The organism is Streptomyces sp. RKAG293 (genome assembly GCF_023701745.1).
Lineage (GTDB): Bacteria > Actinomycetota > Actinomycetes > Streptomycetales > Streptomycetaceae > Actinacidiphila.
In genome coordinates this window covers 3,106,643-3,127,956 of the sequence record NZ_JAJOZB010000001.1, presented here as the reverse complement: position 1 = coordinate 3,127,956, position 21,314 = coordinate 3,106,643, and the positions used below count along the sequence as shown (strand labels likewise).

Annotated in this window: 21 protein-coding genes and 1 other RNA gene; 12 read left to right on the top strand and 10 right to left on the bottom strand. The window is 71.8% G+C overall.

What is annotated here, in order from left to right; genetic code table 11:
* Nucleotides 1–16: 16 nt before the first annotated feature.
* The 4 genes from LNW72_RS13890 to LNW72_RS13875 are packed head-to-tail and all read right to left on the bottom strand — an operon-like array spanning nt 17 to nt 3,526.
* Entirely contained in the window at nt 17–631 is a 615-nt protein-coding gene (locus LNW72_RS13890; RefSeq protein ID WP_250975697.1) for a response regulator transcription factor, read from the bottom strand.
* Entirely contained in the window at nt 628–1,836 is a 1,209-nt protein-coding gene (locus LNW72_RS13885; protein WP_374117248.1) for a sensor histidine kinase, read from the bottom strand. The genes LNW72_RS13890 and LNW72_RS13885 overlap by 4 nt, the downstream gene beginning before the upstream one ends.
* A 47-nt stretch (nt 1,837–1,883) precedes the next feature.
* Nucleotides 1,884–2,609: an ABC transporter permease gene (locus tag LNW72_RS13880; RefSeq protein WP_250980144.1), complete on the bottom strand. Its 726-nt coding sequence runs from the start codon at nt 2,607–2,609 to the stop codon at nt 1,884–1,886.
* Nucleotides 2,610–2,617: 8 nt separating this feature from the next.
* A complete protein-coding gene (locus tag LNW72_RS13875) occupies nt 2,618–3,526 on the bottom strand; it encodes an ABC transporter ATP-binding protein (RefSeq protein WP_250975696.1) in 909 nt (302 codons plus the stop codon).
* Between the two features lie 322 nt (nt 3,527–3,848).
* On the opposite strand from LNW72_RS13875, the gene LNW72_RS13870 reads away from it, so the two are divergent.
* The 3 genes from LNW72_RS13870 to LNW72_RS13860 all read left to right on the top strand — a co-directional run bounded on the left by LNW72_RS13870 (nt 3,849) and on the right by LNW72_RS13860 (nt 6,888).
* The gene (locus tag LNW72_RS13870; RefSeq protein WP_250975695.1) at nt 3,849–4,703 is read left to right on the top strand and encodes a MaoC/PaaZ C-terminal domain-containing protein; all 855 of its coding nucleotides are present in this window, start codon (nt 3,849–3,851) and stop codon (nt 4,701–4,703) included.
* A gap of 93 nt (nt 4,704–4,796) precedes the next feature.
* A complete protein-coding gene (locus LNW72_RS13865; RefSeq protein ID WP_164296733.1) occupies nt 4,797–5,873 on the top strand; it encodes a Zn-dependent alcohol dehydrogenase in 1,077 nt (358 codons plus the stop codon).
* 67 nt (nt 5,874–5,940) lie between these two features.
* On the top strand, nt 5,941–6,888 hold the full coding sequence (locus LNW72_RS13860) for a 3-oxoacyl-ACP reductase (RefSeq protein ID WP_250975694.1): 948 nt from the start codon (nt 5,941–5,943) through the stop codon (nt 6,886–6,888).
* Between the two features lie 60 nt (nt 6,889–6,948).
* On the opposite strand, the gene LNW72_RS41190 is transcribed toward LNW72_RS13860, so the two are convergent.
* A complete protein-coding gene (locus LNW72_RS41190) occupies nt 6,949–7,083 on the bottom strand; it encodes a hypothetical protein (RefSeq protein ID WP_285369560.1) in 135 nt (44 codons plus the stop codon).
* Nucleotides 7,084–7,247: 164 nt separating this feature from the next.
* Entirely contained in the window at nt 7,248–8,402 is a 1,155-nt protein-coding gene (locus LNW72_RS13855) for a hypothetical protein (protein ID WP_250975693.1), read from the bottom strand.
* 336 nt (nt 8,403–8,738) lie between these two features.
* On the opposite strand from LNW72_RS13855, the gene LNW72_RS13850 reads away from it, so the two are divergent.
* From LNW72_RS13850 to LNW72_RS13840, 3 genes are read left to right on the top strand one after another with little or no spacing between them, the layout of a single operon-like run.
* Nucleotides 8,739–9,686, top strand: coding sequence for a Nif3-like dinuclear metal center hexameric protein (locus LNW72_RS13850; protein WP_250975692.1), 948 nt, complete (start codon nt 8,739–8,741; stop codon nt 9,684–9,686).
* Nucleotides 9,683–10,426 carry a zinc ribbon domain-containing protein gene (locus tag LNW72_RS13845; protein WP_250980143.1) on the top strand — a complete coding sequence of 248 codons (744 nt, stop codon included), beginning with the start codon at nt 9,683–9,685 and terminating at the stop codon, nt 10,424–10,426. The genes LNW72_RS13850 and LNW72_RS13845 overlap by 4 nt, the downstream gene beginning before the upstream one ends.
* Entirely contained in the window at nt 10,426–11,655 is a 1,230-nt protein-coding gene (locus LNW72_RS13840) for a bifunctional RNase H/acid phosphatase (protein ID WP_250975691.1), read from the top strand. The genes LNW72_RS13845 and LNW72_RS13840 overlap by 1 nt, the downstream gene beginning before the upstream one ends.
* Nucleotides 11,656–11,771: 116 nt before the next feature.
* Here LNW72_RS13840 and eda read toward each other — a convergent pair whose 3' ends face one another.
* Entirely contained in the window at nt 11,772–12,389 is a 618-nt protein-coding gene (gene eda, locus LNW72_RS13835) for a bifunctional 4-hydroxy-2-oxoglutarate aldolase/2-dehydro-3-deoxy-phosphogluconate aldolase (protein ID WP_374117246.1), read from the bottom strand.
* A 117-nt stretch (nt 12,390–12,506) separates the two neighbouring features.
* Nucleotides 12,507–13,295 carry a peroxide stress protein YaaA gene (yaaA, locus tag LNW72_RS13830; protein WP_250975689.1) on the bottom strand — a complete coding sequence of 263 codons (789 nt, stop codon included), beginning with the start codon at nt 13,293–13,295 and terminating at the stop codon, nt 12,507–12,509.
* 67 nt (nt 13,296–13,362) lie between these two features.
* Between yaaA and LNW72_RS13825 the strand changes: the two genes are divergently transcribed.
* From LNW72_RS13825 to LNW72_RS13805, 5 genes are all read left to right on the top strand, one after another.
* Entirely contained in the window at nt 13,363–14,853 is a 1,491-nt protein-coding gene (locus LNW72_RS13825) for an RNB domain-containing ribonuclease (protein WP_250975688.1), read from the top strand.
* A gap of 39 nt (nt 14,854–14,892) precedes the next feature.
* Nucleotides 14,893–15,299, top strand: an RNA gene (gene rnpB, locus LNW72_RS13820) — RNase P RNA component class A.
* Between the two features lie 408 nt (nt 15,300–15,707).
* Nucleotides 15,708–16,487 (top strand): hypothetical protein, encoded by a 780-nt coding sequence (locus LNW72_RS13815; protein ID WP_250975687.1) that lies wholly within the window; start codon nt 15,708–15,710, stop codon nt 16,485–16,487.
* Nucleotides 16,468–17,220: a class F sortase gene (locus LNW72_RS41185; RefSeq protein ID WP_285369558.1), complete on the top strand. Its 753-nt coding sequence runs from the start codon at nt 16,468–16,470 to the stop codon at nt 17,218–17,220. The genes LNW72_RS13815 and LNW72_RS41185 overlap by 20 nt, the downstream gene beginning before the upstream one ends.
* 174 nt (nt 17,221–17,394) lie before the next feature.
* Nucleotides 17,395–18,642, top strand: coding sequence for a flotillin family protein (locus LNW72_RS13805; protein ID WP_250975685.1), 1,248 nt, complete (start codon nt 17,395–17,397; stop codon nt 18,640–18,642).
* A 40-nt stretch (nt 18,643–18,682) separates the two neighbouring features.
* Here LNW72_RS13805 and LNW72_RS13800 read toward each other — a convergent pair whose 3' ends face one another.
* Together LNW72_RS13800 and LNW72_RS13795 are read right to left on the bottom strand one after the other, a co-directional pair.
* Nucleotides 18,683–18,994 carry a glycoside hydrolase family 15 protein gene (locus LNW72_RS13800; protein ID WP_250975684.1) on the bottom strand — a complete coding sequence of 104 codons (312 nt, stop codon included), beginning with the start codon at nt 18,992–18,994 and terminating at the stop codon, nt 18,683–18,685.
* Nucleotides 18,995–19,458: 464 nt separating this feature from the next.
* Nucleotides 19,459–19,887: a hypothetical protein gene (locus LNW72_RS13795; protein WP_250975683.1), complete on the bottom strand. Its 429-nt coding sequence runs from the start codon at nt 19,885–19,887 to the stop codon at nt 19,459–19,461.
* Nucleotides 19,888–20,657: 770 nt separating this feature from the next.
* Between LNW72_RS13795 and LNW72_RS13790 the strand changes: the two genes are divergently transcribed.
* Nucleotides 20,658–21,239, top strand: a complete 582-nt coding sequence (locus LNW72_RS13790; protein ID WP_250975682.1) for a polysaccharide deacetylase family protein — start codon at nt 20,658–20,660, stop codon at nt 21,237–21,239.
* The last annotated feature ends 75 nt before the right edge of the window (nt 21,240–21,314 follow it).

Sequence of the window (21,314 nt, the reverse complement as noted above, 5' to 3'; positions counted from 1 at the left end):
CGGTGAACGGCTGGTGTCACAGCCAGCCGTTCTGGCGGGCCGAGCGGACGGCCTCCATGCGGTTGCGGGTGCCGGTCTTGCCGATGGCCGAGGAGAGGTAGTTGCGGACGGTGGACTCCGAGAGGTGGAGTTTGCCCGCGATGTCCGAGACGGTCGCTCCGTCGGCGGCCGCGTTGAGCACATCCTGTTCCCGGCCGGTGAGCGGGCTCGGGCCGGCGCTCAGGGCGGCCGCCGCGAGGGCCGGGTCGACGACGCGTTCGCCGGCCAGGACACGGCGGATGGCGCCCGCCAGGTCCTCGACCGGCCCGTCCTTGACCAGGAAGCCGGCGGCGCCCGCCTCCATCGCGCGGCGCAGATATCCCGGGCGGCCGAAGGTGGTGAGTATCAGCACCTGGCAGGACGGCAGTTGCTTGCGCAGGTCGGCGGCGGCGTCGAGGCCGCTGCGGCCGGGGAGTTCGATGTCGAGCAGCGCGATGTCCGGCCGGGCGGCGAGCGCCGCCTCGACGATCAGGTCGCCGGCCGCCACCTGGGCGACGACCTCGATGTCGTCCTCCAGGTCCAGGAGGAGGGCCAGCGCGCCCCGCATCATGCCCTGGTCCTCGGCCAGCAGTACCCGGATCGGGTCGGTCATGCGGCGTTTTCCTCCTCGACGGGCAGTTCCGCGGTCACCTGGAAGCCGCGGCGCTGCGCCGGGCCCGAGTCCAGGGAGCCGCCGGCCGCGGCGAGCCGTTCCGACAGGCCCTTGAGGCCGGTGCCGATGCGGTGCGCCGTGGTGGTGGCAGCCGTCGCCGAGCTTACGCCGGAGCCGTTGTCGGTGATCGTCAGGCGGGCCTTTCCGCCGGCGGAGCGCAGCTCGATCTCGCACGTGGAAGCGCCGCTGTGCCGTACGACGTTGGTGACGCCCTCGCGGACCACCCAGCCCAGCAGGGCCTCGGCCTGCGGGGGCAGCGGCGGCCCGGACTCCGTCACGACGACCTCGATGTCGGAGGCGGACAGCGCGGACCGGGCCCGGTCCAGTTCGGTGGCCAGGCTGCCCTCGCGGTAACCGGTGACGGCTTCGCGGATCTCGGTGAGGGCCTGCCGGCCGACCGCCTCGATGTCGGCGACCTGGGTGAGCGCCGCGTCCATGTCGCGCGGCGCGAGCCGCCGCGCGGCCTCGGACTTGACCACGATGACGGAGAGCGTGTGGCCGAGCAGATCGTGCAGATCGCGGGAGAAGCGCATCCGCTCCTCCGCCACCGCGCTGCGCGCCAGCTCCTGCCGGGTGGCCTTGAGCATGTGGACCGCGTCGAAGAGGGTGAGGATCACCGACACGACCAGGCCGGACAGGAAGGTGCCGTAGGAGAGGGTGGCGGTGTTCCAGAAGTCCTCGTGGTGGCCCATCCCCGCGATGACCCCGGCCGAGGCGCTGAGCCCGATCAGCACGATCCCGAGCCGGCGGCCGCGGGCGCTGACACCGCACGCCAGCGACAGCAGCGGGAAGAGCAGCAGCCAGTTGCCCCCGTAACCGATGGCGAGGGCGAAGGTGACGGCGGCCTGCGCGAGCAGCAGCCGCACCGGTACCGGGCCGCCCTTGAAGCGGTCGCTGAAACCGGCGCGGACGGCGCAGATGTAGAGGACGCAGAACGCGGCGAGGCCGGAACCGGCCAGCCAGGGGAGCGCCACCCGGCCCTCGGCCACGTCCACGGCGGGTCCGCTGGCCATCAGCAGCCAGGGGATGAGCGACCCGCCGTCCGGGCCCTTCATCCGGTCGATCTCCTCGCCGAAGTCCCGCGGCGCGTTGTCGCCGCAGCCACCCCGCCGGCCGAAGGCCCGCAGCCCCCACATGTCGACCATGTCCGTTCCACTCCCCGTCCAGCCCGCACCGCGTCGATCAGCCCACATCATGCGGTACGCGCTCCCCGGCGGTAAGAGAGGACCGCGTATCCGCCGAACAGCAGCAGCCAGCCGCCGAGCACGGCCACCGTGCCCGGGCCCGGGGCGTGGCCGGCGACGACGCTCCAGCCGAGGTCGCCGAAGCGGGCCGTGGGCGTCCAGCGCGAGATCTCGGCCAGCCAGCCGGGGAAGAGCGAGGTCGGGAACCACAGGCCGCCGACCACCGCGAGGGCGATCATGCAGGCCGTGTTGGCCACCCCGGTGGTCTGCGCGGTCAGGCCGTAACCGTTGCCCAGACCGAGCAGGGTGAACGGAACGGTGCCCAGCCACAGCAGCACCGCCGCCGCGGCCCACTGCCAGGCCGCCAGGTCCACCCCGTTGACGAGGGCGCCGGCCAGCAGCACCGAGCCGATCGCGGGAAGCACGGTCACCGAGCTGGTGAGGGCGCGGGCCACCACGACCTGCAGTGGGCTCATCGGGGTGACCCGCAACTGCCGCAGCCAGCCGAGGCCCTTGTCCTCCGCGACCCCGGTCCCGGTGCCGATCGCCGCGCCCAGCGCACCGTACGCGGCCATGCCGATCATCGAGTAGGCCGCGTAGTCGTCCTTCTCGTCCCCGCTGACGCCGAGGTTGGTGAAGAGCAGGTACATCACCAGCGGCATCCCGATGCCGAACAGCACGAATCCGGGATCGCGCAGCGCGCGGCGCACTTCGAGCCTGACGTACTCCAGCAGGACCGGCATCAGATCGTCTCCTTCGTACGGGTCAGGGTGAGGAACGCGTCCTCCAGGCTGGCGGCGGTCACTTCGAGCCCGCGGACGGCGCCCCGCTCGGCGAGGGCGATCACGGTGGCGTCGGAGTCGCTGGTCCGCAGCCGGGCCCGGTCGCCGCGGATCTCCACGGAGGTCACTCCGGGAAGCAGCCGCAGCCCGGCGGATCCGGAGCCGGCCAGGTCGACGCTGACCAGGTTGCCGCCGGCCGCGGACTTGATCCGCTCCCCGCTCCCGTCGGCGGCGATCCGGCCCCGGTCGATCACCACGATCCGGTCGGCGTTCTCGTCCGCCTCCTCCAGGTAGTGGGTGGAGAACAGCACGGTGTTGCCGCGCCGGGCGTACCCGCGCATCGACTCCCAGAAGGCGCGCCGCGCCTCGACGTCGAGAGCGGCGGTCGGCTCGTCGAGCACCAGCAGTTCCGGGTTCCCGGCCAGCGCCACCGCGAAGCGCACCCGCTGGGCCTGGCCGCCGGAGATCCGGTCGATCCGGCGGCGGGCGAGTCCGGTGAGACCGGCCAGCTCCAGGGCCTCGTCCACGGGCATCGGCGCGGGGTACGTCCGGGCGACGAACGTGACGAGCTCGCGCACGGTGACCCGCGGCACCGGCCGGCCGTCCTGCAGCATCGCGCCGACCCGGCCCTGGCGCACGGCCCGCTCCGGCGGGCCGCCGAACAGCCGCACCTCGCCGGCGTCGGGCGCGTCCAGCCCGAGCAGCAGGCCGATCGCGGTGGACTTCCCGGCCCCGTTGCGGCCCAGCAGGGCCACGGCCTCACCGCGCCGGATCTCCAGGTCGATCCCGTCCACGGCGCGGACGCCGCCGAAGGCCTTGACCGCCCCGGAGAACCGCACCGCGGGCTCGCTCGCCTTGGTTGTCGTCATGCCGTCGACGGTACGGAGAGCGCCCCTGACCTCGGCAGAGGGGAATGTACGGGGTCGGCCGGGACAAATGTCACCGGTAGTGTGATCTGATGGTGCGTCAGCTATTCACAGGCTCAGGGCGATGCGTTATACATGAGCCACTGCTAGAACACGTTCTAGCAGTCCGTGATCGACCCCGGCGCGGCCGACGGTGCGGACAGCCGCGCCGGGGTCCTCCAAGACACGCGGGCACCGCCGTCGGCGCCCGCCGGCCCGTATCCGGCGCCCGCCCGCGCCGGTCAGTGCCCGTCCCTGCCCCCACGGCGAAGGAGCAAGCCGGACCATGCCCATCGACGTCGCGAAGGCCACCGCGGCCGAACCCCGCACCACCGACCTCGCCTGGGACCACAAGGACGTCCTGCTCTACCACCTGGGCGTGGGCGCGGGCCGGCCCGCCACCGATCCCGACGAGCTGCGCTACACGCTGGAGAGCAGACTGCAGGTGCTGCCCAGCTTCGTCACCGTCGCGGGCGGCAGCCTCGCCGCCGCCGGCGGGCTCAGCGCACCCGGGATCGACGTGAACCTCGCCGCCGTGCTGCACGGCGGCCAGCGCATCGAGCTGCACCGCCCGATCCCGGTCACCGGGAAGGCCGTGCAGACCAGCCGGATCGCCGCCGTGTACGACAAGGGCAAGGCGGCCGTCATCGTGCTGCGCTCCGAAGTCGCCGACGACGAGGGACCGTTGTGGGCGGCCGACACCCAGATCTTCGTCCGCGGCGAAGGCGGCTTCGGCGGCGACCGCGGCCCCTCCGTCCGCACCGAGGCGCCCGGCCGGGAGCCGGACCGGACCGCCGAGATCGCCACCCGCGAGGACCAGGCGCTGCTCTACCGGCTGTCCGGCGACTGGAACCCGCTGCACGCGGACCCCGAGTTCGCCAAGGTCGCCGGCTTCGACAAGCCGATCCTGCACGGCCTGTGCTCGTACGGGATCGTCCTCAAGGCCGTCGTCGACACCATGCTCGACGGCGATGTGGCGCGGGTCCGCGCCTACTCCACCCGCTTCGCCGGGATCTTCTTCCCCGGCGAGACGCTGCGCGTGCGGATGTGGCGCGAGGGCGGCCGCATCCAGGTGTCGGCGACCTCGGCCGACCGGGACGACGCACCGGTCCTCGCGGACACGGTCGTCGAACACGCGTAACTCCGTCAGCACTCCATCAGCACTCCATCGGCGAACGACCGCACCGCCCGCATCACCCCGCACCATTCCGCACCTCGCGAAGGGAGCCGCCCCGTGCGCGCAGCAATCCAGCAGGAGATAGGCCAGGACAAGCTCGAAGTCGTCGACGACATCGAGGCGGTGGGATTCGGGCCCGGCAAGGTGCGGATCCGCATCCGGGCGACCGGACTGTGTCACTCCGACCTGTCGGCGATGAGCGGTGTGCTGCCGCAGCCCGCGCCGTTCGTGCCCGGCCACGAAGGCGCCGGCGAGATCATCGAGGTCGGCGAAGGCGTCACCAACGTCAAGGCCGGCGACCGCGTGCTGGTCTGCTGGCTGCCGGCCTGCGGCGCCTGCGCGTCCTGCAAGCGCGGCCAGACCCAGCTCTGCATCGCCGGCTTCCTCAACGCCGGCACCCCCAACTACAAGCGCCCCGGCGGCGATGTCTTCGGCTTCGCCGGCACCGGCACCTTCGCCGAGGAGGTCGTGGTCGACGCGCTGTGCGCCGTCCCGATCCCGGACGACGTGCCGTACGAGATCGCCGCGCTGATCGGCTGCGGGGTCACCACCGGCATCGGCGCCGCCATCAACACCGCCAAGGTGGAGGCCGGCTCCTCGGTCGCCGTCATCGGCTGCGGCGGGGTCGGCATCAGCGTCATCCAGGGCGCGCGGGCGCTCGGCGCCGCCGAGATCGTCGCCATCGACCCGGTCGAGAGCCGGCGCGAGGCGGCCCTGCGGTTCGGCGCCACCGAGGGCATCGCCCCCGACGGGCTCGCCGACGCCAAGAACCGCATCACCGCGGGCGAGGGCTTCGACTACGTCTTCGAGGTCGTCGGCAAGTCCGCCACCGCCCGCACCGCGTACGAGAACACCCGCCGCGGCGGCACCCTGTGCATCGTCGGCGCCGGCGCCATGGACGACAACCTGCAGATCAACATGTTCGAGCTGTTCTTCGACGAGAAGCGCATCCTGCCGTCGCTCTACGGCGGCGGCGACGTGCTGCGCTCCTACGAGCGCGTCATCAAGCTCTGGCGCGCCGGCCGCATCGACCTGGAGGGCCTGATCACCCACCGGGTGCGGCTGGAGGAGATCAACGACGCGATCGACCAGATGCGCACCGGCGAGGCGCTGCGCACCTGCATCACCATCTGAGCCGTCCGAACGACGTGAACCATCCGAACCCGCACCTGTCGTCGTAGATGTAGCTGAGAGGACCAGGATGTCTGTGCACGGGCAGCAACTGTCGGGTCTGGCCGCGATCGTCACCGGGGCCGGGCGCGGCCTCGGGCGGGCCGAAGCCCTGGAGTTGGGACGGCTCGGCGCGAGCGTCGTCGTCAACGACTTCGGGCAGCCGGGCCGGGACGGCTCCGGTGCGGCGTCGGCCACCCCGGCGGAGGAGGTTGCGGCCGAGATCGTCGCGGCGGGCGGGCAGGCCATCGCCCACCACGGCGACGTGGCCGACTTCGAGGAGGCCCGCGGGCTGATCCAGCTCGCCGTCGACACCTACGGAAAGCTCGACATCCTGGTCAACAACGCGGGCATCCTCCGCGACCGGATGATCTTCTCCATGTCGGAGGCGGAGTGGGACGCGGTGATCCACGTCCATCTCAAGGGCCACTTCAACACGACCCACTTCGCGGCCGTCCACTGGCGGGAACGTTCCAAGGCGGCGGGTGGACCGGTCTACGGCCGGGTCGTCAACACCTCCTCCGAGGCGTTCCTCGCCGGCTCGGCCGGGCAGCCCAACTACGCCGCCGCCAAGGGCGGCATCGTCGGGCTCACCACCTCCACGGCGCTCGCGCTCGGCAAGTACGGCGTCACCGCCAACGCGATCTGCCCGCGGGCCCGCACCCGGATGACGGAGGACGTCTTCGCGGGCTATCTGGAGGTGGCGGAGGGTCTCGACCCGCTCGCTCCCGAGCACGTCTCACCGCTCGTCGGCTACCTCGCCTCACCCGCGGCCGCGCGCGCCAACGGCCAGCTCTTCGTGGTGCACGGCGGCATGGTCGCGGTCATCGACCGCCCCCGCGTCGCCGCCAAGTTCGACACCGCCAAGGACGTCTTCAGCCACGACGAACTCGACGGCCTGCTGACTCCTTACTACGCGGACCGCGACCCGAACCACACGTTCGCGGCCACCGAAGTGCTGGGCCTCAAGCACGAGTAGTCCTGCTGCTCCGGCCCGGCCGGCTGACGAGACCCAAGGGTCTCGTCAGCCGGCCGTCCTTCAGTCCTTGCTGCCCGCAGGGCGCCGGTGGCGGCCGTGCGGGTCGCCGTCGCTGTCGTGCGGCGAAGCGGTACCGCGGTGGCGACCCCCGGCGTTGTCGTGACCCTCGCCGGAGTCGGATGTGGATTCGGACATGGAACGTCTCCCCGATGAATGGCGTGCTGGTTTGCGCTTGAAGCGGCCGAATATCCCCAACCCGGCCTGTGGGTACGCCCGTTGGTCACCCTCGGTGCCCGAGGGGTCCGGATGCGTAGCCCCCGGCGAGTGTAGTCGGCGGCCGTGTCCGGAGATCATCGGGGTTACCGTGCCCGCGCCGTGTCGAGCGGCGCCTGCTGGAGCGGGAGCACGGACATCGGCCTCGGCTCGTCCCCGTCGGGCTCGCAGTCGGCGGCCCCCTCGACCGCCGCCCGTGCGCCACCCGTGACGGCCGCCACGGGTGCCGCGGCCGGCGCCTCGTACTCGCTCAGCCCGAACGGCCAGCGCGCGCAGGCGTACGGCAGCCGCAGTGAGCCGCGCGCCGACCACAGCCCGGTGCCCGCGAGCCAGCCCTGGGGGGCGGTGAGCCACGTCACCGTCCGCTCGCCCGGCCGCCAGACCACGGGCGCGGCCCCGTCCGGCCCCTCGGCGCGCAGCGCCACCGCCGCCCCCTCCGGCATCAGTATCTGACCGGACTGCGCGGCGAACGGGGTGAGGACGGTGTCGGCCATCCGCAGCGCCTCCGGGAAGCGCACCGGACGCCGGCTGCCCAGCACGCCCCAGCCCAGCCGGTCGGTGCCGGGTGCGTCGCTGCGCAGCAGGAGCAGCCCGCTGTCGGGCTCGGCGAGCAGGACCCGGTCGTTGCTGTCCTCGGCGATCTGCAGCAGCGGGGTCGTCTCGCCCTGCCGCAGATCGACGGCGACGGCCTTGGCGCGGCCGCCGTCCGGGCCGACGCGGTCGAGGGCGAGCATGCGGCCGGCGCGGTCCAGCCAGACGCCGCCGGTGCAGCGGCCCGGCACGGTGGCGAGCAGCTGCGGCCCGCCGCTGTGGTTGCCGCCGCCGCTGCCGCAGACGAGCCACACCTGGGTGGCGCCCTCGGTGTGGGCGAGCGCGAAGGCCGCTCCGGCGACCGGCGGCAGCAGCCGTACCTCCTGGCCCTCCAGGGACTCCAGGGAGCCGAGCGGCAGTTCACCGGTGCCGGGCCCGGTCGGGTAGAGCAGCGCGAGGTCGAAGCGGTCGGCGACGCGGCGGCGGATGAGCACCCGCCCGTCGGGCAGCGGCAGCACTTCGGTGCCGGGTTCCTCAGGCTGGTTGCCGGGCAGCGGGACGGTGTACGGCTCGGGGCCGGCCAGCGTCCAGCGCTCGGGGTACCAGCCCCCCTCGCCCGAGTCGGTGAGGCAGGCCGCGTACGAGCCGTCGGACGCGATCGTGAACCCCGCCCGCAACACCGTGGCCCTTTCGATGGCACAAGCCGTCATGTGTCGGTTCACCTCCGGAGGACGACGCTAGTTTTCGCACTTCCGGACGATCAGCGCGAGTCGGTGCAGTTCACACGTAAGGGTGGCGCTTCTTCCGTTTGCCCGAAGATCGGACGCTTGTTGTGATCCGTGACCGGAACCACATCTTCCGGACCTGGCGGGCGTCGCACAGCGGAGCAAGAGGCAAGGCTGGCCTTACCCGCGTCCGCGACGGTCCGGCGGCCCGTCCGCCAGCTGCCGGACAAGGGTCCGGCGGGTGTCCGGTACTCGTCCGCTGCCGGTCTCCGGGCCGCCGCGATTCCGGTCGGCGCGGGGGAGGGCGGTAACCTTCCTCCCGTGCCCTCACTGTCCGACGTCATCGCCGCGCTCGAAACCCTCTGGCCCCCTCACCAGGCCGAGGAGTGGGATGCCGTGGGCCTCGTCTGCGGTGATCCCGAGGCGGAGGTCACGCGGGTGCTGTTCGCCGTCGACCCCGTCCAGGAGGTCGCCGACGAGGCCGTACGGATCGGCGCCGACCTGCTGGTCACCCACCATCCGCTGTACCTGCGCGGTACGACGACGGTCGCGGCCACCGGCTTCAAGGGCCGTGTCGTGCACAAGCTGATCAAGAACGATGTGGCCCTGCACGTCGCGCACACCAACGCCGACCGCGCCGACCCCGGAGTCTCCGACGCCCTCGCCGGCGCCGTCGGGCTGCGGATCACCGGGCCCCTCGTACCGGACGCGACCGATCCGTCCGGCCGCCGCGGCCTCGGCCGGATCGGCGAGCTGGACATCCCGCTCACACTGGCCGAATTCGCCGCCCGCGCCGCCCGCGGCCTGCCGCGTACCGCGGCCGGGCTGCGCGTCGCCGGGGACCCGGAGCAGCTGGTCCGTACCGTCGCCGTCTGCGGCGGTTCGGGCGACGGCCTCTTCGGCGACGTCCGCGCGGCGGGCGTCGACGTCTACCTCACCGCGGACCTCCGCCACCACCCGGCCTCCGAGGCCCAGCAGCAGGGACTTCTCTCGGACGGTAGGCCCGCGCTGGTCGATGCCGCACACTGGGCAACCGAGTGGCCGTGGTGCGAGCAGGCCGCGGGCCAGCTCGACGAGATCTCGGACCGGCACGGTTGGGCCCTGCGGACGTATGTGTCGCACCAGGTCACCGACCCGTGGACGGCCCACGCCCCGGCCCCGGAAGCTCTGTCCAGCACCTCTTCCGCCCGTTCTTCCCGCCAGTCGCCCGAAGCCACCCTTCCAACGAGCGCCTTGCGCCCGCAGTCTCACCCAGGAGCCCCCCGCTGAACGCCGCCCCCGCCGACCAGATCCGCCTCCTCGAAGTCCAGGCGCTCGACTCGCGTATCCAGCAGCTGGACCACAAGCGGCACCACCTCCCCGAGCACGCCGAGCTCGACCGTCTGAACGCCGACCTCACCCAGCTGCGCGACCTGCTCGTCGCCGCGCAGACCGAGGAGAGCGACACCGCCCGCGAGCAGACCAAGTCCGAGCAGGACGTGGACCAGGTGCGCCAGCGCGCCGCCCGCGACCAGCAGCGGCTCGACTCCGGTGCGGCGGCCTCCCCGAAGGACCTGGAGAACCTGCAGCGCGAGATCGTCTCGCTCGCCAAGCGGCAGAGCGACCTCGAGGACGTCGTCCTGGAGGTCATGGAGCGCCGCGAGACCATGCAGGAGCGGGTCCAGGAGCTCTCCCACCGGCTGGAGTCCGTACAGGCCAAGGCCGTTGAGGCCGAGACCCGCAAGTCCGCCGCGCTCAACGAGCTCGACGCCGAGGGCTCCAAGGCGGTCAAGGAGCGCGAGATCGTCGCCGGCTCCGTGCCTGCCGACCTCCTGAAGCTCTACGACAAGCTGCGCTCCCAGCAGGGTGGCGTCGGCGCCGCCCGGCTCTACCAGAAGCGCTGCGAGGGCTGCCGTCTGGAGCTCAACATCACCGAACTGGGCGAGGTGCGGGCGGCTCCCGCCGACACCGTCGTCCGCTGCGAGAACTGCATGCGCATCCTGGTCCGCACCGCGGACTCCGGCCTCTGATGGCTCGTGGTTTCGTCGTCGAGGCCGACGGCGGGTCCCGGGGCAACCCGGGCCCCGCGGGCTACGGCGCCGTGGTCCTCGACCCGGCCACCGGCGAGACCCTCACCGAGGCCGCCGAGTACATCGGGCACGCCACGAACAACGTCGCCGAGTACCGGGGCCTGATCGCGGGACTGCGGGCCGCCAAGGCCCTCGATCCCGAGGCCCCGGTCCGGGTCCGGATGGACTCCAAGCTCGTCGTCGAGCAGATGTCGGGGCGCTGGAAGATCAAGCACCCGGACATGCGCCCGCTCGCCGCCGAGGCCAAGTCCGTGCTGCCGGCCGGCCAGGTGACGTACGAGTGGATCCCGCGCGAGAAGAACAAGCACGCGGACCGGCTCGCGAACGAGGCGATGGACGCGGGCAAGAAGGGCCGGCAGTGGGAGCCCGGGGCTCCCGTCGTGCGCAGCGAACTCGGGCTGGGCGGCGGCGCCGGGATCGCGGCCCAGGGGTCGGACCGGTTGTCCGATCGGGGGTCGGGGCCGGCTCAGCGGCCGGCCCAGGGGCCGGTTCAGGACGCGCTTCCGGAGACCGCTCCGAGCGCGGGCTGGTCGGCCGCGGCCGACCTCGGGACGCCCACCACCTTCGTCCTGCTCCGGCACGGCGAGACCGCCCTCACACCCGAGAAGCGGTTCTCGGGCAGCGGCGGCACCGACCCCGACCTGTCGGAGAAGGGCCGTTGGCAGGCCCAGCAGGCCGCGATCTCGTTCGCGGCCGGCGGCACCGTGCAGGCGATCGTCAGCTCCCCGCTGGCCCGCTGCCGGCAGACCGCGGAAGCCGTCGCGACCCGCCTCGGCCTCGACGTGCGGGTCGACGAGGGTCTGCGCGAGACCGACTTCGGGGTCTTCGAGGGGCTCACCTTCGCCGAGGTGCGGGAGCGGTATCCGGCCGAACTGGACGACTGGCTGGCATCGGCCGAGACCGCCCCGCCGGGCGGGGAGAGCTTCGCGGCGGTCGCCCGCCGGGTGGCGCTGTCGCGCGACAAGCTCCTCGCGCGCTACGCGGGGAAGACGGTGCTGCTCGTCACGCACGTCACCCCGGTCAAGACGCTGGTCCGGCTCGCGCTGGGCGCGCCGCCCGAGTCCCTGTTCCGCATGGAGCTCTCGGCGGCGTCCGTGTCGGAGGTGGCCTACTACGCCGACGGCAACGCCTCGCTGCGCCTGCTGAACGACACGTCGCACTTGAGGTAGTCCGCGGGTGGGGTCCGGTGCGTGGAGGGCGCCGCATGTCGGACGTCGCCCGCTCCGTTGCCTGCGTGCCTGTGGGCCTGCCTTGCCGCCGCCCGGCGCGTCCGGCCCTCCGGGGTTCAGCCGCGCAGGGCGGCGGCTTCGCGGGCGAGAGCCTCGACGCGACCCCAGTCCTTGGCGCGGAGCGCCTCGGCGGGCAGCATCCAGGTGCCGCCGACGCAGCCGACGTTGGGCAGCGCCAGATAGCGGGGCGCGGCGGCCGCGTCGATCCCGCCGGTGGGGCAGAACCGCGCGAGCGGCAGCGGTGAGGCGAGCGACGTCAGATACGCGGTGCCGCCAGCGGCCTCGGCCGGGAAGAACTTCATCTCCGTTATGCCGCGTTCCAGCAGCGCGACCACTTCCGACGTCGTCGAGACGCCGGGCAGGAAGGGCAGCCCCGAGGCGCGCATCGCCTCCAGCAGCACGTCGGTCCACCCCGGGCTGACCAGGAAGCGGGCCCCGGCGGCGACCGCGGCGCCGACGTGTTCGGGCGTCAGCACCGTCCCCGCGCCCACGACCGCGTCCGGGACCTCGCGCGCGATGGCGGCGATGGCGTCCAGCGCGGCGGCCGTCCGCAGGGTGACCTCGATCGCGGGCAGCCCGCCCGCGACGAGGGCGCGGGCCAGCGGCACGGCGTCGGCGGCGTCCTCCAGGACGACGACGGGGACGACGGGGGCGAGGTCGAGGACGGAAGTCATGCCCGTCATCCTGCCTGCGGCCCGACATCCTGCGCAACGAGCGTTGCGCAGGATGCAATGGCGGCGTCCCGTGCAGCGTCCCGTGCCGGGGTTCCGCCGCGGGGTTCCGCCCCGGGCTCAGTGGATCTCGGTCACCAGCACGTCGAGCTTCCCCGGCGCCTGCTCCTCGATCACGAAGCCCAGGTCCCGCAGCGTCGCGGCGAGCTTCGCCGGTGTCTTCGGCTTCGCGCCCGACTCCAGGAGGGCGCGCACCAGCCGGCCCTTGGTGGCCTTGTTGAAGTGGCTCACCACGGACCGCTTCTCGACACCGTCGACGACCGTCACCTGCAGCACCCGCACGGTGGCCGTCCGCGCCGCGAGCTCGCTGCGCGGCTTCGGCTTCCACGCGCTCGCGTACGCCGACGAGCGCAGGTCCAGCACCAGCCCCCCGCCCGCCGCCTCCGGAACGACGCCGGCCATCGGCTCCCGCCAGTACGCGCCGAGCGCGCCCAGCGCGGGCAGCTTCACCCCCATCGAGCAGCGGTACGACGGGATCCGGTCGGTGATCCGCACCGCGCCCCACAGCCCCGAGAACACCAGGAGGGAATCCTTCGCGCGCCTGCGGGCGGCGGAGCTGAGCGTCGCGAGCCCCAGGGCGTCGTAGAGCACGCCGGTGTACAGCTCCCCGGCCGGCAGCGTCGGCGCGGTGAGCAGCCCCGCGTCCTTGGCGACCTCGCCGCGCAGCCCCGGGCTCAGCCCGAGCACGTCCGCGGCCTTCTCCTCGTCGCCCGAGCACAGCTCCACCAGCTCCGCCAGCACCGTCGACCGCGTTCCGGTCAGCCCGGGGAGCGAGAGCGACGCCAGGTCGACGGCGGGACCGGCACCCACGGTGGCCTTGCCCTCGGACGGCGGAAGCAGGACGAGCACAGCAGTTCTCCCTCGGACGGACCAACACGAACCGGGAGCAGCCTACGGCCCGTCATACGCTCACTTCATGCCCCGCCGCCACCTGCTCGTCCCGGCCGCCGACGGAACCCTGCTGCGCGACGCGCTGCGTGCGCTGCGCGTCCGGCTCGAGGTGCCGGAGGAGTTCCCGGCCGCCGTGCTCGCCGAGGCCCGGCGGGCCGCCGACCGTCCCCGGATGCCGGAGCTCGACGCCACCGACATCCCGCTCTTCACGATCGACCCGCCGACGTCCACCGATCTCGACCAGGCCATGCACCTGGCCCGCCGGACGGGGACGGGGGCCGGGGCCGGAACGGGGGCCGGGACCGGGGCCGGGGGATACCGGGTGCACTACGCCATCGCCGACGTCGCGGCCTTCGTGACGCCCGGCGGCGCGCTGGACGCCGAGGCGCACCGCCGCGTCACGACCCTCTACTTCCCCGACGAGCGCGTCCCCCTCCACCCGCAGCTCCTCAGCGAGGGCGCCGCCAGCCTGCTCCCCGGCCAGGACCGCCCGGCCCTGCTGTGGCGGATCGACCTCGACGCGACCGGCCGGGTCACCGCCACCGACGTCCGCCGGGCCCGGGTCCGCAGCCGCGCCAAGCTCGACTACGCGGGCGTCCAGCGCTCCATCGACGACGGCACCGCGGAGAAGCCCGTCGCCCTCCTCAAGGAGATCGGGCTGCTCCGGGAGGGGCTCGAACGGGACCGCGGCGGCATCTCCCTCAACGTCCCCGAGCAGGAGATCGAGCAGCGCCCCGACGGCGACGGCTACGTACTCGAATACCGCGCCCCGCTGCCCGCCGACGGCTGGAACGCCCAGATCTCCCTGCTCACCGGCATGGCCGCCGCCGACCTCATGATCCGGTCCGGCACCGGCATCCTCCGTACGCTCCCCGCCGCACCCCAGGGAGCCGCCGACCGGCTCAGGCGCGTCGCCCAAGCCCTCCAGGTCGACTGGCCGGCCGGCACCCCGTACGCCGACGTCATCCGCTCCCTCGACCCCCGGCGCCCCGACCACGCCGCCTTCCTGCAGGAGTGCACCTCCCTGCTGCGCGGCGCCGGCTACACGGTCTTCGACGGCGCCGCCCCCAAGCACGCGGAACACGCCGCCGTCGCCGCCCCCTACACCCACTGCACGGCCCCGCTGCGCCGCCTCGTCGACCGCTACGCCGGCGAGCTCTGCCTCGCGGCCGTCGCGGGCGAGCAGCCCCCGGACTGGGTCCGAGCCGCCCTCCCCGGCCTCCCCAAGGAGATGACCGCGGGCACCCAGCACGCCAACCGAGCCGAACGCGAATGCGTCGACCTGATCGAGGCCGCCCTGCTCAAGGACCGCGTCGGCGAGATCTTCGACGCCTTCGTCATCGACCTCGACGACCGCGAACCCGGCACCGGCACGATCCATCTCGACGACCCCGCCGTCGTGGCCCGCATCCAGTCCCCACCGTCCGCCCCCGCTCTCCCCCTCGGCCACCACCTCCGAGTCCGCCTCACCGAAGCCGACCCCAGCACGTCAAGGGTCCTCTTCGCCCCGGCATAGTGGCCCAGGCGCGTCGACTAGGATGGGCGGCACGGCGGACGAGCCGGCCGGGCGGTCGCGGCGGGATCCTTGTGATCCTTCCGAGGAACGTCCGGGCTCCACAGGGCAAGGTGGTGGGTAACGCCCACCCGGGGTGACCCGCGTGCCAGTGCCACAGAAAACAGACCGCCGGGAGCCGCAAGGCCCCCGGTAAGGGTGAAACGGTGGTGTAAGAGACCACCAGCGTCCAGGGTGACCTGGACGGCTAGGTAAACCACACCTGGAGCAAGGTCAAGAATGGGCCGCCGCAAGGCGGCTCTGCGCGGATGACTGAGGGCTGCCCGCCCGAGTCCGCGGGTAGACCGCACGAGGCCGGCGGCAACGCCGGTCCCAGATGGATGGCCGCCTCCCCATGGCCCGCAAGGACCACGGGAGACAGAACCCGGCGTATATGGCCGACTCGTCCGCCGCCTTATATCGCCGCAGGTCAGAGCGCGTTTTGCAGGGCGGACATTCCGACCGGGTCGAATCTGGGTCGAATTCGCTGTCGAGAGTGTCCTTCTGCACAGGCGGCCTCGTTGCGCAACCGTGGAAACCCTGACCAGGGGCGATGCTCGGATGAAGACCCGGCAGACGCTACTCCCCGTACATCCGTGTTTTGTCCGGAGGACTCGGAGGGGACGCGATCGCCGCACGACGGCTTCTTGGCTTTGCCGCGACCCAGACCCATCCGCTGCTGGTGTCAGCTCCGAATAAGGGGTGTGAGTTGATCCCGGCGTCCTTGGTGAAGCCTCGGTCGCTGTTCCTCCCTATGGCACAGGAGCCCTCATTCCGCGCGGCACCGGACTGCCGCAGGGCTCCGTTTGGAGCAAGCCATGAACAAGACTCTCCTGCCCCTGGTCGGTATAGCCGCGTTCGCCGTACCGCTGGCGCTGCCCGCGATGGCGTCCGCACAGGACTCCAGCGGTGGTGCGAACTATCAGGCCACTCTCGACCCGGTGGCCACCAACATGGTCAACGGTTCCGGCACCGCCACCGTCACCCTGTCGGGCAACCAGGCCACCGTCTCGGTGACCGCCAACCAACTGCTCGACGCCTCCCCGCACGCCCAGCACATCCACATCAAGGGCTCGGGTGAATGCCCGAAGGCGGACGCGGCCCATGACCACAACGGGCACAAAGCCATCAGCACCACCGACGGTCTGCCTGCCTACGGCAAGATCGGCACGTCCCTGACCACCAAGGGCGACACCAGCCCGAACAGCGCGCTGGCCATCGACCGCTTCCCGGCCACCGGCTCGTTCCACTACACCCGCACCATCACCGTGACCCCGGACGTGGCGGCCGCAGTACGGGCCAACAACGCCGTGATCGTCGTGCACGGCATCGACTACAACCACAACGGCAAGTACGACAACGTCCTGGGCGCCAGCGAACTGGACCCCAAGCTCCCTCAGGAAGCCACCGCCCCCGCCATCTGCGGAGCCCTGAACTCCATGCCCACCGGGGGAGCGGGAACCGGTGACGGAGCCACCCAGGCCTCTGCCGGTGGCAACAGCGCCGATCTGATCGCCACCGGCCTGGGCGCCGCCGCGGTCGCGGCACTGGCCGGCACTCTGATCCTGCGGCGCAGGAATGCCGCAGCCCAGCGATGACCGACGGGACCGGGCCCGGCACCAGGCCCGAGCCGGACCCCGAAGCGGCCGCCCCCGTCCGGCGGGGGGCGGCACCCGCCGCCGTACCGTCATCGGACTCACCGCAGCACTGGCCCTGGCCGGAGCCGGTGCCGCCGTCGCCCTTGCCGGCGCGCCCAGCAGGAGCGCGCCGCCACCTCAGCCCCCAGCCGTGGCAGCCCCGGCGACCACGGCACGCCCCACACCACCACAGCCCCCCGGCAAACCGGCACCACACTCCTCAGCGGAGCACGTCCTCCCGGCATCCGTACCGGTGTCCCTGGACATCCCCGCCATCGGCGTCCACACCGCCCTGCTGGCCCTGGGCCGCAACACCGACGGAACCGTCCAGGTCCCCTGGAAGCCGCTGCAAGCCGGCTGGTACAAGAACTCACCCACCCCCGGACAGCTCGGCGCATCCGTCATCCTCGGTCACGTCGACTCCAAGGAGACCGGCCCCGCCGTCTTCTACCGGCTCGGCGCCCTCACAGTAGGCACCCGCGTCAGCGTCACCCGGACCGACAGCACCACCGCCGCCTTCACCATCGACTCGGTGCGGGCCTTCCCCAAGGACGACTTCCCCACCCTCGACATCTACTCCACCACCGCGGACCGCCCGCAACTCCGCCTCATTACCTGCGGCAACTGGGACCCCAAAACCCGCACCTACCTCGGCAACATCGTCGCCTTCGCCACCCTCACCGACACCGCCTAAGATCACCTTGCCCGGGAGCCACGCGGCCAACCGCCGGCCTGACTCACCTGCTCAGAGGGCGACTGCACGAACAACTGTCAAGGCAGGGACCGTTCGGGCAGGTCGGCGTCATCGAGTGGGCAGATCCCCTGGATGCGTTGGGCGGCGTCACCGACGCCCCTCAAAGGAGACGAAATGTTCGGTTATCGCGTTCCCGCCCCCGACGAGGCGATGCTGATTTCAGGCGGCAGGCGGGGACTGGAAGGTGCGCCGTTCCGCGTGGTGACCGGCCACGGAAAGTTCGTGCTCCCCGTCTTCCGCAAGACCCGCTTCCTCACCCTGGCGATGTGCGAGGCCGAGGTCGCCGAGACCTGTGTGACCAAGCAGGGCATCGCCCTGTCGGTGACGGCCGTGATCGCCTTCAAGGTCGGCAACGACCGGGAGAGCATCGTCAACGCCGGCCAGCGGTTCCTCTCCGACCAGGACCAGATGTCGGTACTGACCGGCCGGATCTTCGCCGGTCATCTGCGCTCCATCATCGGCTCGATGACGGTCGAGGAGATCGTCACCGAACGGCAGAAGCTCGCCACCGAGGTACTGGAGACCTCCAAGACCGAGATGGCGAAGATCGGTCTGACCGTCGACTCGCTGCAGATCCAGTCGATCGACGACGGCAACACCGGATACATCGCCGCGATGGCCGCACCGCACAAGGCCGCCATCCAGCGGCAGGCGCAGATCGCCCAGGCGCAGGCCACCCAGGCCTCGGTGGAGGCGGAGCAGGTGGCCGCACGGAACCAGGCCGAGTACGCCCGGCAGACCGCCGTGGTGAAGGCCGAGTACTCGGCCCAGGTGGACCGCGCGCAGGCGGAGTCCGCTCAGGCCGGCCCGCTGGCGATGGCCCACGCACAGCAGGAAGTGCTCATCGCCCAGACCGAACTGGCCCAGCGCCAGGCCGAGCTCCGGCAGCAGCAGCTGCGGGCAGAGATCGTGAAGCCCGCCGAGGCCGAGGCCGAACGGATCAAGGTGCTGGCGATCGCCGAGGCCGAGCGGATGAAGATCCAGGCCGAGGCCGCGGCCTCGTACGACCGGGTGGCACTGGACCGGATGCTGATCGACCAGCTGCCGCTTATCGTCAAGGAGGCCGCCGGCGGCCTCGCCGGGGCCAACGTCAACGTCCTCAACGGCGCCGACGGCCTCAGTGAGATCGCGGCGGGACTGGTCGGCCAGGGGCTGACCATCCTGGACTCGGTCCGGAAGAACCTGAGCGGCTCCACCGAGTACCCCCGTCCGGGCAAGGACAACGGCCTGCTCGAACTGCAGGGTTACCTGAAGCCGGCCGCCGGCCCCGCGGAGCCGGTGAAGCCGAAGCCCACCGGCAAGGACACCGAGAGGGACGCCGGGAAGGACAAACCGACCGACGGCCCGATCACGATCGACTAGCGGTCCAGGCTCACAGTGCCCACAGGGGGGACACCGAAGGTCAGAGCAGCGACAGTGTGGTGGCGTAGTTGGGGGCGGTGTGTTCGGGCTGGCTCCCGTTTCGGGCATGGGCCGTTTCGCTCAGGTCACGTTCGCCTCCGATGCCGTACATGACCTGGAGGTCCACGCCGCGCTGCAGCTGGGTGGCTGCGGCGCGGGCGAGGAAACCGAAGAAGGCGCCCTTTTCCTTGTCGCAGGATGCGGTGGCCAGGGCTTGGAGGGTGAAGCTGGCGTCGCGTACCCAGGTGTAGCGGTAGTCCCAGTTGCGGTCTCCGCCGATGCTCTCGGGGAGCGAGGTGGTGGCGGCCGCCACGATCGCCCCTGTCGGGGCGAAGGGTGAGCGCCTGCAGTACCCGCCCGCTGTGCTCGACCTGCTCCTGCCACGGCCCGCGGTAGGAGCAGGTGCGGCGCTGTCCAGGATCGCCAGCTGTTGGTGGTGTCCGCCAGGCGCTGTCGGATGCGCCGTCGGCTCCACGGTCTGGGCTCGTCGCCCCAGACGGGGCGGGCGTGCAAGGCCATGTCGAGCCGGTCACCAGCTCGCATCATGATCTGGCCGCGGGCGGTGGACTGCTCGATCGCGAGGTCGATCGGTGGAGACAGCATCAGGCTGTGGGAGCTCCCGCGCGCAAGAAGGCCATCGAGGTACCGGCCGCGGAAGTCGTCGTGTTCCGCGAAATCCTTGCCCAGGTGCTCAACTACGGACGGGCGGACGCTGTGCCCACCCGACTAGCCGTCTGCGCCGCTCACTCGGACCATGATCCAATCGTGAGTGGGCAATTACGTCCCGGCGCCCATTTCGGCCTCGGCCTGTGCGGCGATTGCCTCCTGGCGGGCCCGGTCCTGCGGGTCGAGATAGTCCAGGTGGTTCCAGCGCGCCGTGTCGTAGCCGGTGTCGGCGTTCCACGGGTAGACCGCGCTCCACAGCCGGTTCCACGCCCGTTGCAGGTCCTGCCGAGAGCTCAGGCGGTCCCGGGCGTCGAGGAAGATGTCCTTGGCCAGTTTGTCCAGGTGCCAGCGGGCGGTGTTGGCCGCGTCCTGCACGAGGCTGTCCAGGGCGAAGGCCATCTTGTAGCCGGGCGTGCCGTAGTGATCGTCGCGCTGCTCGGCCAGCCGCGGCGCGAGGAATGCGTCGATTGCCTCGACGTCACCGCCGGTGATGTCGTCGGTGTAGTGCAAGGTGCGGTCCAGCGCGGCGGGGTCGGTCACGGGCGGAGGATTCCCCTCGGTCGCGGCGCCGGACCGACGGGGCGTCATATCCGGTCTGCTGCATCGAATAGGGAATGTTATCCGAGGCGATGGAGCAGGAGAGGTTGCGACGAACTCGCGTCACGGTTTCGCGGACAAGCGGCATCCAGACGCCGGCTGCCCCGGCGAACAGGACCGAACGGGACCGGAGGCCCTGCCTCGGCGCAGGGCCCACCCCCGTTTCAGTAGCTTTGCGAGCACCAGGCCTTGTTGTCGCAGTACTGCGCGTCCCGCACGAATTCCGGCACGGCACGCTTCTCTCGCCGTGCCCATTGGGGGCAAAACGTCAGCCCGGTGCGATACGGCGAACTGGATGCTCACTGACGCGTTCCGGGAGGTGCCCGGCCCTGCGGACGGGCGATTCCGCCGCCGGTTGTACTCGATGGCATCGCGTCCGGCACGCTGGAACGGTCTGCCCGGCTGAATCACGCTCTGGGCCGGTGTGGTTATCCTTCCGGGCCTGCGGGGGTGTGAGAGACCGGGGCATGGAACCGGTCCCGAAGGCGTTGCCGCGACGCTTCATCCTGGCCACCGGCGTCGGCCTCCTGATGGCTGGCTGCGCCCGATCCGCCGAACCGGCCGAGGGAGAACCCGGCGCAATTCGTACGGGCCGGACGCCCATCACACCGACCACAAACGCCGTGCCATTTCCACCAGCGGCCGCGGCGGCACCCCCCGCTGCGGTGCCCGTTCCCGCTGAGCCGGCTGAACCCGCTCTACGTACGTCACCGTTGTACGAACTGTCGAACCCGGATCGCACGGCCATCGCGCTGACGTTCGACGATGGGCCGAACACGGAGTACACCCCGAGGATCCTGGCGATTCTGGCCCACTACGACATCCGTGCCACGTTCGTGGTGGTGGGTCAGAACACCGCTGACAACCCGAGTGTCCTCGCACGGATCTATGAAGCCGGGCATCAGATCGCCAACCACACCTGGTCACACCCTGACCTGCGCCGTCTGTCGTCCGGGGGCGTCCGCGACGAACTGGAGCGCACCAGCGACGTCGTCGAGTGGGCCACCGGCGGATGCCGTACTCGTTGGTTCCGTGCTCCCGGTGGCGACTTCTCGCCCAAGGCACCGGATGTGTGTTTCCAGCTGGGGATGAGCCCCCTGGCGTGGAGCGTGGATCCTCAGGACTGGCGATGCCCCGGCCAGAATTACATTGCCTCGGCCGTGTTGAGCACGGTCAAGCCGGGGGCCATCATCCTCAATCACGATGGCGGCGGAAACCGGGCCCAGACCCTTGCCGCTCTCCACGACTACATCCCACGCCTGTTGGACGCCGGCTACACCTTCACCACGCCGTGACCGCGCGCGACCGACCCAGCACAGCGGAGGCCAGGAGACAGGTCCCGGGGTTAAGGCCCTCCTGGGCGACCGTGC